The sequence below is a fragment of the Staphylococcus coagulans genome (assembly GCF_002901995.1).
Lineage (GTDB): Bacteria > Bacillota > Bacilli > Staphylococcales > Staphylococcaceae > Staphylococcus > Staphylococcus coagulans.
Genome location: NZ_PPQN01000004.1, coordinates 17,657 through 34,577 on the forward strand (window position 1 = coordinate 17,657; position 16,921 = coordinate 34,577).

The 16,921-nt window shown below is 36.3% G+C and carries 12 protein-coding genes; 3 read left to right on the top strand and 9 right to left on the bottom strand.

Translation table 11 applies throughout. The annotated features are described in order from the left end of the window. Positions 1 to 347 precede the first annotated feature (347 nt). Together CD118_RS00830 and CD118_RS00835 are read left to right on the top strand one after the other, a co-directional pair. Positions 348 to 1,850 carry a peptide MFS transporter gene (locus CD118_RS00830; protein WP_050331615.1) on the top strand — a complete coding sequence of 501 codons (1,503 nt, stop codon included), beginning with the start codon at positions 348 to 350 and terminating at the stop codon, positions 1,848 to 1,850. 189 nt (positions 1,851 to 2,039) lie between these two features. Beyond that, positions 2,040 to 2,969: a diacylglycerol/lipid kinase family protein gene (locus tag CD118_RS00835; protein WP_103356093.1), complete on the top strand. Its 930-nt coding sequence runs from the start codon at positions 2,040 to 2,042 to the stop codon at positions 2,967 to 2,969. Between the two features lie 70 nt (positions 2,970 to 3,039). Here CD118_RS00835 and CD118_RS00840 read toward each other — a convergent pair whose 3' ends face one another. The 6 genes from CD118_RS00840 to CD118_RS00865 all read right to left on the bottom strand — a co-directional run bounded on the left by CD118_RS00840 (position 3,040) and on the right by CD118_RS00865 (position 11,612). Continuing rightward, a complete protein-coding gene (locus tag CD118_RS00840) occupies positions 3,040 to 3,594 on the bottom strand; it encodes a 5' nucleotidase, NT5C type (RefSeq protein ID WP_103356094.1) in 555 nt (184 codons plus the stop codon). A gap of 100 nt (positions 3,595 to 3,694) precedes the next feature. Continuing rightward, complete coding sequence (hisC, locus tag CD118_RS00845) at positions 3,695 to 4,744, bottom strand: histidinol-phosphate transaminase (RefSeq protein WP_103356095.1); 1,050 nt, start codon at positions 4,742 to 4,744, stop codon at positions 3,695 to 3,697. 320 nt (positions 4,745 to 5,064) lie between these two features. Then, on the bottom strand, positions 5,065 to 6,579 hold the full coding sequence (locus CD118_RS00850) for an ABC transporter permease/substrate-binding protein (protein WP_060830280.1): 1,515 nt from the start codon (positions 6,577 to 6,579) through the stop codon (positions 5,065 to 5,067). Then, positions 6,576 to 7,535: an ABC transporter ATP-binding protein gene (locus tag CD118_RS00855; protein WP_050331620.1), complete on the bottom strand. Its 960-nt coding sequence runs from the start codon at positions 7,533 to 7,535 to the stop codon at positions 6,576 to 6,578. The genes CD118_RS00850 and CD118_RS00855 overlap by 4 nt, the downstream gene beginning before the upstream one ends. 404 nt (positions 7,536 to 7,939) lie before the next feature. Next, on the bottom strand, positions 7,940 to 9,721 hold the full coding sequence (gene recQ, locus CD118_RS00860) for a DNA helicase RecQ (RefSeq protein WP_050331621.1): 1,782 nt from the start codon (positions 9,719 to 9,721) through the stop codon (positions 7,940 to 7,942). Between the two features lie 10 nt (positions 9,722 to 9,731). After that, positions 9,732 to 11,612, bottom strand: a complete 1,881-nt coding sequence (locus CD118_RS00865) for an ABC-F family ATP-binding cassette domain-containing protein (protein WP_060830282.1) — start codon at positions 11,610 to 11,612, stop codon at positions 9,732 to 9,734. A gap of 111 nt (positions 11,613 to 11,723) precedes the next feature. Here CD118_RS00865 and CD118_RS00870 point away from each other — a divergent pair, with 111 nt between their 5' ends. Continuing rightward, entirely contained in the window at positions 11,724 to 12,539 is an 816-nt protein-coding gene (locus CD118_RS00870) for a ZIP family metal transporter (protein ID WP_060830283.1), read from the top strand. A gap of 218 nt (positions 12,540 to 12,757) precedes the next feature. On the opposite strand, the gene ltaS is transcribed toward CD118_RS00870, so the two are convergent. The 3 genes from ltaS to CD118_RS00885 all read right to left on the bottom strand — a co-directional run bounded on the left by ltaS (position 12,758) and on the right by CD118_RS00885 (position 16,781). Next, positions 12,758 to 14,695, bottom strand: coding sequence for a polyglycerol-phosphate lipoteichoic acid synthase LtaS (gene ltaS / locus CD118_RS00875; protein WP_050331624.1), 1,938 nt, complete (start codon positions 14,693 to 14,695; stop codon positions 12,758 to 12,760). 401 nt (positions 14,696 to 15,096) lie between these two features. Then, positions 15,097 to 16,101, bottom strand: coding sequence for a 5-oxoprolinase subunit C family protein (locus tag CD118_RS00880; protein WP_050345975.1), 1,005 nt, complete (start codon positions 16,099 to 16,101; stop codon positions 15,097 to 15,099). After that, positions 16,101 to 16,781, bottom strand: a complete 681-nt coding sequence (locus CD118_RS00885; protein ID WP_050345977.1) for a carboxyltransferase domain-containing protein — start codon at positions 16,779 to 16,781, stop codon at positions 16,101 to 16,103. Before CD118_RS00885 ends, CD118_RS00880 begins: the two co-directional genes overlap by 1 nt. Positions 16,782 to 16,921: the final 140 nt, after the last annotated feature.

The following is a 16,921-nucleotide window of genomic DNA, read 5'->3' on the forward strand; positions in this document are numbered from 1 at the left end:
TTAAAACGAATGAAAGAGGCGTTGTTAGTTTAATAATCCCTAACACTATAACCTCTGCTGTCTTAGTAAGTGCCTTTTTTAGTGTTTTAGATCAAATAGAACACTAGCATGAACCGACTTAGGCATCTTAAAGTATTCACACAATTAGATAGCACCCTACTTCGTTTCAGATTCATTCAATCACGCTTGATAGGTAAAGTGTTAAAATTAAAATTATTCAAAATATTTTGTCGTCATACAAAATCCACATTTTCAAAATTATATTTTCAGAAACTTATTGAAATTTAAATATATCAGGCGTAAAATGGCTTCTATATGCTTTGTTCAGACAGGAAGGATTGATTAAAATGTCAGAATTATCACACGAAAAAGCTGTCCAGACCATTCCTCAAAAAGGATTTTTCGGGCACCCTCGTGGTTTAGGAGTACTCTATACTGTTGAATTTTGGGAGAGATTCAGTTATTACGGTATGAGAGCCCTTCTGATATACTATATTTACTACAATGTAGGTCAAGGTGGTTTAGGCCTTGAAAAAACTTTTGCCCAGTCGTTGATGGCTGTCTACGGTTCATTAATTTTTATGACTTCCATTCTAGGGGGATGGATTGCTGACCGTATACTGGGTACACGTCGCTCGATGGTTTACGGTGCATTATTGATTATTATCGGTCACATCTGTTTAAGTTTGCCGTTTGGATTATCAGGATTACTTGCTTCAATGGTATTTATCATTGTAGGTTCTGGTTTAATGAAACCAAACATTTCTAATATTGTTGGCCGCTTATATCCTAAAGGTGACGATCGTGTCGATTCAGGTTTTGTTATTTTTTACATGTCGGTAAATATGGGGGCATTTCTTTCTCCACTAGTATTGGATCATTTTAGAAATACGGGCAACTTCCACGGTGGATTCCTTATTGCCGCAATTGGTATGGCATTATCACTTTTATTCTATTTGCTATTCCATAAGAAAAATTTAGGCGAAATTGGAACAACTGCACCTCACCCATTAAGTCCATCAGAAAAGAAAAAATATGGCATCACATTTGGAAGCCTAGGCTTACTCTTACTCATATTACTTGGCGTTACATACGCAACAGGAACGCTTACATTTGATTTAATTAGTTTTATCGTTTTAATATTAGGCGTTGCCTTACCGATTGGATACTTCTTCATTATGATTGTTAGTAAAGACACATCAGATGTTGAACGTTCACGTGTGATTGCATTTATTCCTTTATTTATTGTCGGCGTTATTTTTTGGTCTATCCAAGAACAAGGTGCCAATGTCCTTAATGTTTATGCGGATGAAAAGGCAGACCTTACATTTAATTTGCTCGGTTGGCATAGTGCTTTTCCAGTGACATGGTTCCAATCGATTAACCCATTCTTTATCGTCGTTTTAGCACCTGCAATCTCATTATTATGGCGTAAATTAGGTCGTTTCGAGCCGAGTCTACCTATCAAATTTGCGATTGGTCTCGTATTAGCAGGCGTTTCATTTATATTAATGATGGTTGTCATATACGCATATAATGGCTCAGAAATTTGGTTTATGTGGATTGTTCTATCTTATTTCATTTGTGTTATAGGTGAATTGTGTATTTCTCCAACAGGTAACAGTTCTGCGGTAAAACTGGCGCCTGAAAAATTCAATTCACAAATGATGAGTTTATGGTTACTGACAAACGCAACTGCACAAGCCATTAACGCACAGCTTGTAAAGTTACAACCGATTATCGGAGATCAAAACTACTTCGGTTTAATTGGCGGTATAGCTGTTGTCGTTGCATTACTTGTTGCACTTGGTACACCACTTATTCTTAAAGCGATGAAAGGTATTCGTTAACAGATTACTTTAAACGGCTCGCATGATTGACTTTCAAATACAATAAAGTAAAGCAGGAGTAGGAGAAATCTAAGTTCAACTTTAGACTTCTCCTACTCTTTTTAGATTCACTATTCTGTTTAAAATGATTAACATACACTACGTTTAGATATACAATGAGAACTAAGATTAACGAAAGGAGTCAACACAATGACCCCGAAATATGAACACGGTTTACTTTTTTATCATGAACATTCAGGCCTTCAAAATATCCATGAAGGCTTAGGGGAAGTGACCGTTGCACTTTCACAACTTTGTAAAAGGCTTTCCATCCAACTAAGTGAAAATGAAGGCGACATTGAACGCTACTGTAAAATGATAAAAGACAATAACAATATTGAACAAATAGAGGTCCTCTTTATTCTAGGTGGCGATGGGACTGTTAATGAACTTGTCAATGGTGTCCTCAAACACGAACTCCATATTCCAATTGGTATCATCCCAGGTGGAACATTTAACGATTTTGCAAAGACACTCAATTTAACCAATAAAGCTGGTGAAGCGAGTCATGACCTTTTATTAGCAACACCGCAACCCTATGATGTTATGAAAGTCAACAATCGCTATGCTCTTAACTTTGCTGGAATCGGTTTGATGGTGCAAAATGCGGAGAATGTTAAAGGGAAATCAAAAGACCTCTTCGGAAAATTAAGTTACATCTCATCTACGTTTAAAACGATTACGAATCCCAAACATTTTAAATACACTTTAGAAATTGATGGTCAAAAGTATTCGGGAGAAACTTCGATGCTTTTATTTGCAAATGGTCGATTTATTGGAGGAGGAAAAATCCCTTTAACAGACATGTCCCCTTCAGATGGTCTGCTCAACACTTTTATCTTTAATAACTACAGTATGAGCATCCTTAAAGATATTTTCAGTTTAAGAGATAGTATGACTTGGAATGAAATTAGCGACAATATCCAGCATATTTCTAGTCATACAATCAAAATTACGACTGAGCCTGAAATGCGCGTCGATATCGACGGTGAAATCGATATGACAACACCAACTATGATTGAAGTTATTCCAAATGCAATTCAATTGTTAACAGCTCCACCCTCTGAAAACAGTCAATAAAAAAAACACATGTGTCAGTGATTTTTTACTGACACACGTGTTTTTATGCTGTTTTGTTTAATCTGACTTTCTATGATAAAGATTCTTCTTCAGTAATATCACTTAAAAAGTAGGCTTCAACTTCTTTCCAATTGTTCAAGCGTTCGAAGTCCGTATTCCCTTCGTTATGTGGCGCTGTAAACATTAAAGGTTTGCCCGTATGAATTGCTAATTGTTTAGGGCTATCGTCAATTAAATAATCTGTCGCGACGATACCTTTACGTCCACAGAAAACAAATTGCTGTGGATCTAAAAATGGAAAATGTGTTAATAACCAATCATATTTATCATGGAAAGATGTTGGAACATCCATCGCTGCAGTTACAATGTAAATATCGTAATGGGCAGCAAGCTTTTTAACGACTTCTTGTGCATCTTTCATGACATTTAAACGTCGAAAGAACCCATCAGACGCTAAAATATCACGAATTTCTGCGGTATGCTCTGGCATAATATCGTAAATTTTACTTCCAACAATTTGTTCTACGGTTATACCGAGTTCGGTACGACGATTAAATTCATCGATTAGTGCTCCTGTCGTATCAGCTAAAACCTCATCCATGTCTATCCCAATTGACGCTCTCATCTAATCGCTCCCTATTATTCATTTCATTTAGAAGGCTATCAAAACAGTCATGTTTTGATGCCTCTATAACACGCCCTTATTTCTAGGGTATCACAATGTATTAAAAGGATTGTAAAACTTTGCGAATCACTTTATTTTGCTCTGGAAAACCTAAAGTGATGCGCACGCCATTTGGAAACCCTCGTGCAATGATACCATTTTGAAGCAACTGTTCATCTAGTTCTTTTGCGCGGTCTGTTTGTGCAAAAATAAAATTCGTTTCCGATGGATAAAGCTTTACAGAAGTTTCTAAACCATCAAATTTCTCTCTCTCAATTCGATTACGTTCCACAACTTCTAGTAAGTAATCTTGATCTTCAAACGCTTTTAAAGCAGCCTGCTCTGATAAACGTGTTGTATTGAATGGTGGTCGTAATACATTTAATTGTGCAGCCAATTCAGCTGTCGCAACCAAGTAACCGATACGTAAACCAGCAAGTGCATATGCTTTAGAAAACGTGCGCATCATCGCAATGTTATCATATTTTTTCATTAATTCAATCGTATTTGGAAAGTCTTTTGCAGTGACATATTCACCGTATGCTTCATCAAAAAGTACGGTTACATCTTTTGGTATTTTTTCTAAAAATGCTTCTATTTCAGCGTGTGTATGATAAGTACCTGTCGGATTGTTAGGGTTACAAATCCAAACTAACGCTGTTTGCTCATTTACCGCTTCTGCAATACCATCTAAATCAAATGCGCCTTCAATCAGTGGCACTTGGATTGTTTCGGCATCTTCTACAGTAGCGTTATGGAAATATTGTCCAAAAGTACCTTCGCTTGTAACAATGTTATCCCCTGCTCGAACCATAGTTCTAGAAATAATTACAATCATCTCATCAAGGCCGGCTCCGAAAATAACTTGTGATGAATCTACACCATAATGAGAAGCAATGGCTTGTTGTAAAAGAGGTGCATTGGGTTCTGGGTATAAGAAGAGATCATCTACATGATCCTTAATCGCTTGTTTTGCTAATGGAGAAGGGCCATATACATTTTCATTTGAAGCATGTTTATATAGCTCACCTGCAATGCCATATTTTTTCTTAAGTCCTTCTGGTGATAAGCCTGGTTGATAAGCGCGTAATTTAGAAATTTGAGATTTCATTTCTAGCCCTCCTATATGTCAGAATTTTTTAAATATGTTAACTATTATAACGAGTTTTACTTTAAAATGCTAGAGTGTGTGACCACCATTATCGCTAGTCCTACTTGTTTTAAAACATTTCATATACGCTACATGTTAATTATAGTTACATTTCTAGTCATATTGCACGCTTTTTGATTAAAATCTAAAAAGACGGAATAGCGGCGTCATCTCTATCTACAGGAGATTCACTGTTCTATCCCGTCTCAAACCATCTAATGGCTTAAGTTATATTTGAATTGCTTACGTTATTTTACGCAATATATCATTCCATATGCTTTTTAGTGAATGAGTCCTTCTTTTTTCAAGTAGTCTCTTGCAACTTGATATGGATCTTCATCTTTTTCTGCAACGCGGTAATTCATTTCTTGCATTTCTTCATCAGAAATTTTACCTTCTAACTTGTTTAATGCTTTCTCAACACCTGGATGGTCATCAATAAATGATTTTTTAAATAATGGTGCCCCTTGATAAGGAGGAAAAGCTTTTCGATCATCTTTTAATACAACCATATCAAACTGTTTTAATTCCGCATCCGTCGAATATGCATCAATGAGATTAATGTCACCTTTTTCGACAGCTTGATAACGTAACTTAGGCTCCATCGTTTTCACGTTTTTAAAATTCAAGTGATACAATTTCTTAATAGCTGGATAACCATCTTCACGATCATTAAATTCTAAAGTAAAACCTGGTTTAATTTCACTTTGTACTTTTCGTAAGTCACTGACCGTCTTAATACCGTGTTGCTCTGCAAAATCACGTTTAACCGCAAGTGCATACGTATTGTTATATTTCATCGGTTTTAATAAAGTCATATCAAATTTTTTCTCGAGACTTTGATTCGCCTGTTGATACACTTCTTTTTCATCTTTTGAGTGCGGTGACTCTTTCGTTAATTCACCTAACACCGTACCTGTGAATTCAAGATAGCCATCTATTTTATCAGATTTAAGAGCATTGAATAAAAAGCTCGTTTTACCCATACCATCTTTAACATCGACCGTGTAATCTGTTTGATCTTCAATCAATATTTTATACATATTTGTGATAATAGAAGGTTCTGTTCCGAGTTTACCGGCGATGGTAATCTTTTCACCTTTGTGAGACAACAACGGCGCCACAGTAACAAGGAACATCGCAAGTAAAATCACACCCAATGTGATTAACATTTTGCGATAAGAAATGTGGCTCAGTATTCTTAAACCGACATCAAATAAAATAGCTAAAATCGCAGCTGGTATCGCACCAATTAAAATTAAAGACGTATTGTTACGATCGATCCCTAATAAAATTAAGTCCCCAAGTCCGCCAGCACCAATCAAAGCAGCAAGTGTCGCAGTACCAATAATTAATACCATTGCTGTTCGAATGCCGGCCATAATGACAGGCATCGCTAAAGGCAACTCTACTTTAGTGAGTCGTCTCATAGGCTTCATACCAATCCCTTTAGCTGCTTCAACTAATGAATCGTCAACACCTGTTATCCCCGTATATGTATTACGTAAAATAGGCAATAAGGCATACACAACTAAAGCGATGACAGCCGGCACTGTTCCAATACCAAACAATGGAATCATCAAGCCCAGTAGCGCTAGCGATGGAATCGTTTGTAATACAGCAGCGATATTAATCACAATTTCTGACAGTTTCTTTGTTTTTGTCAAAAGGATTCCAAGTGGCACACCAATAAGCACTGCAATCAGTAATGCAACAAAAGACAGTTGAATATGTTCAAGTAATCGGGCTAATAATTCCCCTTTGCGATCACTTAAAGTATTGAGGATGGTATTCATACAGATTCACCTGCCTGGTTTTTTGATAAGAAGCTAAAAATATCTTGTCGCGACAATAACCAAGATTGTGCATCAACCGAAACAATAACTGCATCATGTGATACGAGTTCGCGGTAGACGTCACTGACCGCTTGATTATGATCGACGACTGGATAATCTAATGCTTCGTTCGTATCAAGCTTTCTTCCTGCAAGTTCGGCTACTTTTCCAAGTGTAAAATGATTTAATACCACACCGGTCAAGTTTCCTAAAAACTGGCGTACAAAATCATTTTTAGGCGTTTTAATAAAGTCATTAGGTGTCCCAATTTGTTCAACGCGTCCATGATTAAGTAAACATATGCGGTCGCCTAACTTGAAAGCTTCTTCAATATCATGTGTCACAAAAACAATTGTTTTCTTGATTTTACTTTGTAAGCTTAACAGATCATCTTGTAACTTTTCACGTGTAATCGGGTCTAAAGCACTAAAAGGTTCATCCATTAAAATGACAGGTGGATCCGCTGCCAGTGCACGAACGACACCGACACGTTGACGTTGACCACCAGACAATTCGTCAGGTTTGCGATTTCTAAATTGCTCAGGTTCTAAACCTACCATTTCCAACAATTCATCAACACGCGTATCAATTTTTGATTTAGACCAATCTTTCATTAAAGGCACTTGTGCAATATTGTCACGGATTGTCATATGTGGAAATAAAGCAATTTGTTGTAACACATAACCCATATCCCAGCGCATCTCATACACAGAATAGTCACTAATAGGTCTTTCTTTAAAGTAAATATAGCCGTCTGATAAGGGGATAAGACGGTTAATCATTTTCATCGTTGTCGTTTTGCCCGATCCTGATGGTCCAATTAAAACGAAAAATTCGCCTTCTTGAATCTCCATATCGACTTGATCAACAACGACTTTATCACCGTAACGTTTCGTTACATTATTAAACTTAATCATTGAATCCCTCGTTCTCTATTTTATTGATTTTCATTTATATAGCTCATTACCCCAAACTTTGAAACTTATACTTATTAAATCATAATTCATTGAAAAAATAACTCAATTTGCCTCTAATTTTTAATCGAGCTTAATCAATAAAATAATACGTTACAAGTAGCATTCAATTTTATATAAACTGTTTCTTCTAACACCATTATGGATATCAATCACCTAACCTATTTTATCGCATGCATTTATCAAATTTTTTTAATTGCCTTTACAAAAACATCGTCTCAAAAAAGCAATAAAAAAACAACACAGACTGGATTTTCTGTGCTGTTTTAATATTTATCTACTGCTATAACGACCTATCTTAAATTAGCTCTTTTAATCGTCTTTAATAAAAGCATTCCGACTATTATTTATGAACTATGCATTTTATAATCTTGAATCGCTGTTAAAAATTCAGGACAGTAGTGTTTTAATTTATAACTACCTACACCTTCAATTTGAATCATATCTTGCTTTGAAAGTGGCTTTCGTTTCGCAAATGCTTCTAATGTATAATCCGTAAAAATATTCGTCGGTGGAATATTCATTTTTTCGCTCATATGTTGACGTACTTCAACTAATTTTTCAAATAAAATGCGGTCTACACCTTCGACAGTATTAATATTAACGGTTTCTTTTGATTTTCGTTTGAAAGGTGTCGTATAAATTTTCGTTTCGTCATACAATAACGTCTCGACAGATTGATCACACAACAAAATTTCATCGTGTTCATTTAAAAAACCTTTAAAGCGCAATTCGTCAATTAAATGATGTAATTCACCTGTCGTATAATGTTTCATGATGCCATATGTGGAAAGTGCCTCATACGCGTGATGACGTATGTAGTCTGTCTTTTCACCACGCAAGACTTGAATAACTGTTTGATAACTTTCATTTTGTCTTAAACGTGCAACACAACTGACAATCATTTTAGCTTCATTTGTCATGTCATACGTTTTATTTTTATCAACACAGTTACTACATTGTTGACACTCTTCTAATTTTTCATTGGGCTCGAAATAATGAACGAGTGTAGCTTCTAAGCACTTACTTGTTTTAGTATATTGAATCATCTTCGTAAGCTTTTCACCCATGCGTTCCTTATAATCATCATCCGCTTTTGAACTACTAATAAAATACTGATGTAAACTAATATCACGATCACTATACAATAATATACAATCACTTTCTAAACCATCTCGGCCTGCACGTCCCGCTTCTTGATAATATGATTCCAAATCACCCGGCATATTGTAATGAATAACGTAACGTACATTCGATTTATCAATACCCATACCAAAGGCGTTTGTGGCGATAACGACGCGAATACGATCGTACAAAAAATCATTTTGTGCTTCATTTCTTTGCTTAGATGTTAATCCTGCATGATAATAAGTTGAAGCGACACCTACATCCTCAAGTGCTTCATAAAGCGCCTCTACTTGTTTACGGGTAGAGCAATAAATAATGCCCGAAACCTTCGCATGACTTTTAACATAATCAACAATAAACTTTTGTCTTTGATAAGTTGCATTGACTTGAAATTTTAAATTACGACGTCTAATACTCGTTTTTACGACATGATTAGGATGAATCATCAAGCGCGACATAATATCTTGTTGTACTTCCGTTGTAGCAGTCGCAGTGAGTGCTATAATCGCAAAATGTTGAGGCATAGCTAGGACACGTTGAATGACCGCTTGATAACTCGGACGAAAATCATGGCCCCATTTCGATATACAGTGTGCTTCATCAAATGCGACAAGTGCAATATTGACACGGCGCAACAGCATTTCAAAATACGTACTCTCGAATCGTTCTGGTGCGACATACAAAAATTTTAATTCACCATCGACTAATTGTTGTTCGATTTCTTTTTGGGCTTGTGCAGTTAAACTACTATTTAAATAAGCCGCTGCAATGCCCATCGCTTTCAATTGATCGACCTGATCTTTCATTAATGAAATTAACGGGCTGATTACAATCGTTGTACCTTCTAACATCAGTCCTGGCACTTGATAACAAATCGATTTACCACCCCCAGTAGGTAAAACACCTAATGTGTGATGATGATTTAAAATCAATTCAATGATTTCTTTTTGACCAGGACGAAAACTTTGGTATCCAAAATAATGCGACAGTGTTTGCTCCATATTATCCCTCTTACTGTTCTAAAATTTCTTCTAGTTCACTCCATCTCGTGATGTCTAAATCATATTGCGTCTCAAGCGCTTCTTTTTCTTCACTCAATGCTTTGATTTTGGAATAATCTGCGTTGGCTTCAATCATCTCTTCGTCAATAGCTTTGAGACGTGTTTCTGTTTCATCAATTCTAACGATTAACATGTCGTATTCTCTTTTTTCTTTATATGATAATCCTTTTTTCTTTTTCTTCGGTTGTTCTTTTGGGGTATCTTTCGAATCTTTCACTTGGGTTGATGCTTCAACGTATTGTTTCTGATAAGCAAGATAGTCCTCAAATTGTCCTAATATCACATCAAATTGCCCATCATGAATATACCAATAACAATCGACGACTTTATTTAAAAAGTAACGATCATGACTTACGGTAATGACTGTTCCACCAAAAGTTTGAATATAGTCTTCAAGAATCGTCAATGTTTCAGTATCTAAGTCATTCGTCGGTTCATCTAATAATAGAACATTCGGTTGATGAACTAATAGTTTAAGTAAATATAAGCGCTTCTGTTCTCCACCAGACAGTTTATATACTTTTTTACCATGAGTTGCACTCGGAAAGAGAAAACGCTCCAACAACTGTGTAATCGAAATGGTTGTGCCATCCTTTTGACGGGCTAACTCACTCTCTTCTCGCAGAAAATCAATCATACGAATATCTCGATTTAAACGCTCATCTGTTTGTTTAAAGTAAGCAATTTTAACCGTTTGGCCCACTTTAACGACACCCTCATATGCTGTGTCTTCTCCTGCTAAAATATTCAACAATGTTGTTTTACCGGCGCCATTCGGTCCAACAATACCAATTTGTGCCCCTTTTTGAATCAATGTTGTAATATTTTCAAATAACGTGCGTTGATTGATCACTTTCGTTACATTTTCAAGTTCAAAAACTTGTTTACCTAAACGGGAATAAGCAAGACCTAGTGACCCTTTTTCTTGGGATTTTTGTGCATTGACTTGCTTTTCTAAATCATGGAATCGATCTTGTCTCGCTTGTTGTTTCGTCGTTCTCGCCTTAACACCCGCACGCATCCACGCAAGTTCTTGTTTGTATAGGGCACGTTGCTTGGTTTGTTGTCGTACTTCAATTTCTTCACGTTCTGCACGCATCGCGATATAGGCCTCATAATTACCCGGATAAGTTTCTAGCTGACCATTCTTCAGTTCTACAATGCGCGTCGCCACTTCGTTTAAAAAGTAGCGGTCATGCGTTACAAATACAACTGTTTTCGGGTAAGATTTTACAAACTGTATAAGCCAATGGATAGATTCAAAATCTAAATGGTTTGTCGGCTCATCTAAAAGCAGTAAATCTGGTTTTTCAATTAATGTGCGTGCTAAAATAACGCGTTTTTGTTGGCCCCCTGACAAAGATCCGAGTTGCCGCGTTGTATCATGAATACCTAATCTAGAAAGTATCGTTTTAATTTCGGCACTGTAATCCCATGCGCCTAAATTGTCCATTTCTGTTTGTGCTGCCATCATTGCATCAAAAGCCTGTTCACTCTGTACTTCAGCATAAGTTGCAGTGGCTTCTTCATAACGCTTAATGACTTGCAACTCTTTAGAGTTTGCACCATATACTGTTTCGTACACTGTCATCTCGGGATTTAATTCATGATTTTGTGCAGCATAACGAATGCGATAATTTTTAGGATGCGACTGTTCGGCATCAAAGTCATCGTCTTTACCTGCAATCACTTTTAATAACGAACTCTTACCTGTTCCATTAATCCCTACTAATCCAATTCGCTCTTGATGAGAAATGGATAGATGAAGATCATCAAATATCACTTTATCCGCATACGATTTATTGAGGTGTTCAATTTTATACGCTTCCACAACACATGCACCCTTTTTCCTATAGATTTACTCGTATTTATTTGTTAACCTTAAATCAGTTCTATATATTATACACTTTTTTTGGAACAAATGATATAAAGAGAGGTGTGCTTGGTGGAATATATTTCAAATGCACCGCCCTTTCTTCAAGCGCTCATTGCAGGTATCGTGACTTGGCTTTTAACTGCAGTAGGGGCTGCAGTAGTATTTATTTTTAAAAAGGTCAATGCACGTGTACTGAGTTCAATGCAAGGTTTTGCAGCCGGCATTATGATTGCTGCGAGTTTTTGGTCACTTTTGCAGCCTGCTATTGAAAGCAGTGCTGACAGTGCGACGCCGTGGTTACCTGCTACGATTGGCTTTCTTCTCGGGGGCGTATTTATCCGCTCTTTAGATGGGGTCATCCCGCATATCCATCGCAATGCGAGAGAAGCGTCACAAAGACAAGAGGGTGTCAAGACGCACTTAGATAAAAACACATTGCTATTGCTCGCGATAACTTTGCACAACATACCAGAGGGACTTGCAATTGGGGTTGCATTCGGCGGTATCGCAACTGGAAATGCGCATGCAACATGGCTTGGCGCTTTAGGGTTGGCAATAGGGATAGGCATACAAAACATTCCTGAGGGTGCTGCATTGTCACTTCCTATACATGCATCAGGGCAAACAAAGTGGCGTGCTTTTAATTACGGACAAGCTTCAGCACTCGTCGAACCAATTTTTGCAGCAATAGGTGCCGCAGCAGTTTTGGTCGTGACGCCAATATTACCATATGCATTAGCTTTTGCAGCAGGCGCAATGATTTTTGTCGTTGTTGAAGAATTGATCCCTGATTCACAATCAGGGGATAATACAGACCTCGCAACTTTGAGTTTGATGCTCGGTTTTACCATAATGATGATACTCGATGTTGCGCTAGGCTAATAGGGCACATTAAAATCCGATTGTTCACTTTGTTGGAACAATCGGATTTTTGTTTTTTTATACGGCATTGGATGACTAACCATAAATAAAGGGGTCAAGACATTTATATGTCTCAACCCCTTAATATCTCAAATGAGAAAATTATATTCCACAATGACATTGACGCTTAAACACAATGTCATTATTTGATAACAATAGCCTTATACAAACTGAAATTATTACTTAATGTCTGCTTTTGGACCTTGTGGATATTTATATTTAGATGGATCCACTCTGTTGAAGTCTGGATTTTTATAGAAACGGAATAAATCGCCATTTAAAATTTTATCGCTGACTTCTAAGTCATTTTCAACTTGCTTTTTATTTTTCTCTAAATCAGCAGGTTGTTTTTCTACTGGATGATTGTCTTTATTGCTGTATACCTTACCATTTACATACTTATAGTCTTTTGTTACAAAATCACCGTTACGGAATGGTACCACTTGTTTATGGTCTTTAGACAACATATCCGTACCAAGCATTAAATAGTTTTTCGTATCAATGCCCATTAAGTGAAGTAATGTAGGCATCACATCAATTTGGCCTGCATATGTTTCATCCACTTTTGGTTCAACACCAGGTGCTTTTAACCAAAAACCAGTCGCATTTAAATCATTAAACTTCGCTGGTGTAATCGGTTCACCTAACAATTGAGACATCGCTTTATTATGATTTTCAGAAATACCATAATGGTCACCATAAATCATAATCACAGAGTTATCATATAAACCACGTTTTTTCAAATCGTTAATAAATGCTTCTAAAGATTCATCTAGGTAACGTGCAGTTTGAATATAACCGTCGACGGTTGGGTTACCTGTATCCCCTTTCGGAATCGATGCATCTTTATCGCTTAACGTAAATGGATAATGGTTCGTTAACGTAATTAAATGAGAATAGAAAGGTTGTTTTTCTTTATCTAAGTATGATGCTGCCTCTTTGAAGAAGACTTTATCTTTTAAACCTAAGTTTTCAAGATTTTCTGGTGACATATCAAAATATGTCGCATCATAAAACTTATCAATACCAAAATGACGATATACTTGATCTCTATTCCAAAACGTTTTGTAGTCACCATGCATAACATTCGTTGTATAGCCCTCTTTTTGATGTAAGATAGCTGGTAATGATTGGAATGTGTTATCTCCTTTTAAAGAGAAAGCTGAACCTTGTGGTAAACCATAAAGACTGTTGTCCATAGTAAACTCAGCATCCGATGTTTTACCTTGACCTGTTTGGTGATAAAAATGCGGATAGTATCTAAAGTCATTATTACCAGAAGAAAGTTTGTTCAAAAATGGTGTAACTTCTTGTCCATGAATCTTTTTATTAATTAAAAAGGTTTGGAAACTTTCTAAGTGGATTTTAATGACGTTTTTACCTTTAGCTTTACCATAATACTGCATGTTGGGTTCAACATTTTTTTGCTTAGAGTAATTCAACACTTTTGTTAAATCATCTTCAGAAGCTAATGCTTTTTGTTGATTGTTTTGAACTGTTTTCACGCCATCGTAAACCGTAAAGTTATAAGGTCCTAAATATTTGACTAAATATTTATGGTCGAATGTACGTGTTAACAACTCTGGTCGATCTGTTTCTGCAAATGCTAAATTCAAGAAAAATAAAGCAATCGCTGTTGCCATCACAACTGGCACGAATTTTTTATGGAATACATTTTTACTTAACCATTTTTGTTTAAAAATAAGAATGAATAAGTACACAAATGTATCAATAAAATAAACAAAGTCATACCATTGGAATGATGCCCCAACAGCACCGCCCATTGAGTCCACATTGCTAACTTGGTTCAATGTACTAAAAGTAATGAAGTCTGAGAAAAATCGGAAATAGACGACATTGGCATAAAGTAAGAAAGTTAATAAGAAACCTCCTGTAAATATAAACCAATAGGCTTTTCTACCTTTAAAAAATAAGAACACACTCAATAGCAATGCAACTAAGCTATATGGGTTCATGAGCAAAATTAAGTTTTGTGTTAACCCTTTAACACCAAGTGACAAGTCAACATAATAAGCAAAATACGTTTTTAATGCGATGGTTAAAACCGTCAGTAGGAAAAACGTAAATATACCTATTCTTTTTTTTCCTTTTATCATATTTGTTCCCCCGTCGTTTTATCTGTTGATTAAAATTCAATCGTTTAACAATTTCTCTAAATTTGTAAAATTCTCCACTAAAAGCTTTATTAATATGTAATATTCTTGTAATATACATGATTAAGTTCAATATAACAATATATACCCATTAAGACAAAAATTCAAGCGAAAGCCGTTTGTTTGAGTGAGATTAAAATGGCTTTCATTTCGGGTTTATATTGACTTTATATTAGCTCAATATTAAAAAACACTGTTTTAAATTGATGCAACGATATGCAATGTAAAATTGTAATATACTAGGTTCACAATCAGAACGTATATGATTATACAGAAATCACGCTTTAAATGACTCGGCCCATAGTTGTATTTCTACATCTTCCATATTTAACTCATTTAAACGCTTATTTTAACAACTCGCTTTGCATTCTAAACTCTATTCCTTGGAATAATTGCTTCCGCCACTGATGATACTTCACTAAATTTTGTTCAGCTTGTAACACATCAATAAACTGAAATTTAATTTTTGAACTTTGACTTTTTTGTGCAATTTTAGATAGATGATAAGAAGCGATTGTCCCGATTTGTGGGTAACTGCCTAACGTATAATGATCATTAAGCAATACAATTGGTGCGCCTTCTTTCTTAACTTGAATGGTACCTCGTTTGACTGACCGATGTGGGGGCATATCTTTGTAAAAGGCTTTAATGGATGGTCCTTCTAATATCATTCCCATACGATTGGCCTTGCTCGAAATTTGGTATTCACTTTGGATAAAGCGTTTGAGAATAGGTTCTTCAAAGTCTTCTGTACCTTTGTTCGGGATGACATGCACAACATCAGATAAATAATTAAAAGAGAGCGCATAACCATCAACACCCCATGACACAGTCTTTCGATCCTCCAATTTTTTAAACAATTGATGATGCCTTTCGTTATAATCACGCTTCATGTTGACGGTATCGCCATCTCTTAAACGACGACCTTGAAACCCACCTATTCCTGAAATCATGTCAGTTGAAGTCGAATTCAGCCATTCATCCAGTTCAAAGCCACCTGCAATCGCAAGATATACACGTGCACCTCGATGTAAATGATCAAAAGAAAGCACATCGCCTTTGTTCAATAAATACAGTTTATTAACTTGAACTTGCATTTCGTCTGTATGTGCTAAAACTTGTGCACCTGAGAAAGCAATTAATGTCGGCTCCGTGAATCGAATTTTAGCCATTTTATGTGTCATTTCTAACGTTGCTTCATTCCGATCGTTACCAACGAGTCGATTCGCAATTTCATGAGCAAGCACATCGAGTGCCCCACTTCGAATGACACCCATATGTTCATAGCCTTGTCTTCCAAAATCTTGAAAACTCGAAAACAACCCACTATCTTCTATGATAATGGCCATTATACATCCCCTCCTTGCGATACAACTGTAAACTTCACTTGGTCTCCTAACGAAATTCTTGCAAAATCTTTTTTATTGGGTTGAAACAATTGTAATGGCGTACGCCCAATCACTAACCAATCGCCATACGTTTCGGTAGTTGTAATACCACATTTATTATTTTCCATAATAATAGAACCCGCAGGAATCACGCGTGGCTCATTCGCCATATGGTTGACTATAATGCGAGGATCAACGCCCGTTAAATAAGGAAAGGCTGGCGAATAACCCATCATTGATACGAAATAGTCTGATTCCGTGTGTAGTTGAATAAAAGTTTGTGCATCCATATTCAACTCCGCTAAGATTTTGTCAAAATGCAAACCGTGTATGCCTCCATATTCCACTGGCACTTTAATACAGCGCTGTTGTTTTTCAAAAACAGCATCACTGATATCAATATGTTCAATAAGCGATTTCATATGTAAAAAAGGAGACGCTATTTTTAAATGTCTCATCATCATATATGCATCATAAGAAATGAGCATATCCGTCTCCGTTGGGACAATTTCAGTAATATATGGATAATTTTGAGCGACTAAATAATTACGAATCATCAGTAACCTTTGTGTCGCTGTTGGCGTGACAGCCCCTTTTAAAGAGACCACTATCGCTTGATCCCCTTGACTATATACTTTCATTTTTCCACCTCTATTAATTATCATAAAATAAGCTTAAAACCTCAATGGCACGGGGGGCCAATTCACTTATCAACCCGTATATGATTCCCCCTTGAATTATGAGCACACATATCATCCATACATAGGCCCAAATACGCTTT

Bases quoted from the DNA above. Each gene is read 5' to 3' on its own strand.
- CD118_RS00830 (WP_050331615.1), top strand. From the start codon at position 348: ATGTCAGAATTATCACACGAAAAAGCTGTCCAGACCATTCCTCAAAAA.
- CD118_RS00835 (WP_103356093.1), top strand. From the start codon at position 2,040: ATGACCCCGAAATATGAACACGGTTTACTTTTTTATCATGAACATTCA.
- CD118_RS00840 (WP_103356094.1), bottom strand. From the start codon at position 3,594: ATGAGAGCGTCAATTGGGATAGACATGGATGAGGTTTTAGCTGATACG.
- hisC (WP_103356095.1), bottom strand. From the start codon at position 4,744: ATGAAATCTCAAATTTCTAAATTACGCGCTTATCAACCAGGCTTATCA.
- CD118_RS00850 (WP_060830280.1), bottom strand. From the start codon at position 6,579: ATGAATACCATCCTCAATACTTTAAGTGATCGCAAAGGGGAATTATTA.
- CD118_RS00855 (WP_050331620.1), bottom strand. From the start codon at position 7,535: ATGATTAAGTTTAATAATGTAACGAAACGTTACGGTGATAAAGTCGTT.
- recQ (WP_050331621.1), bottom strand. From the start codon at position 9,721: ATGGAGCAAACACTGTCGCATTATTTTGGATACCAAAGTTTTCGTCCT.
- ltaS (WP_050331624.1), bottom strand. From the start codon at position 14,695: ATGATAAAAGGAAAAAAAAGAATAGGTATATTTACGTTTTTCCTACTG.
- CD118_RS00880 (WP_050345975.1), bottom strand. From the start codon at position 16,101: ATGGCCATTATCATAGAAGATAGTGGGTTGTTTTCGAGTTTTCAAGAT.
- CD118_RS00885 (WP_050345977.1), bottom strand. From the start codon at position 16,781: ATGAAAGTATATAGTCAAGGGGATCAAGCGATAGTGGTCTCTTTAAAA.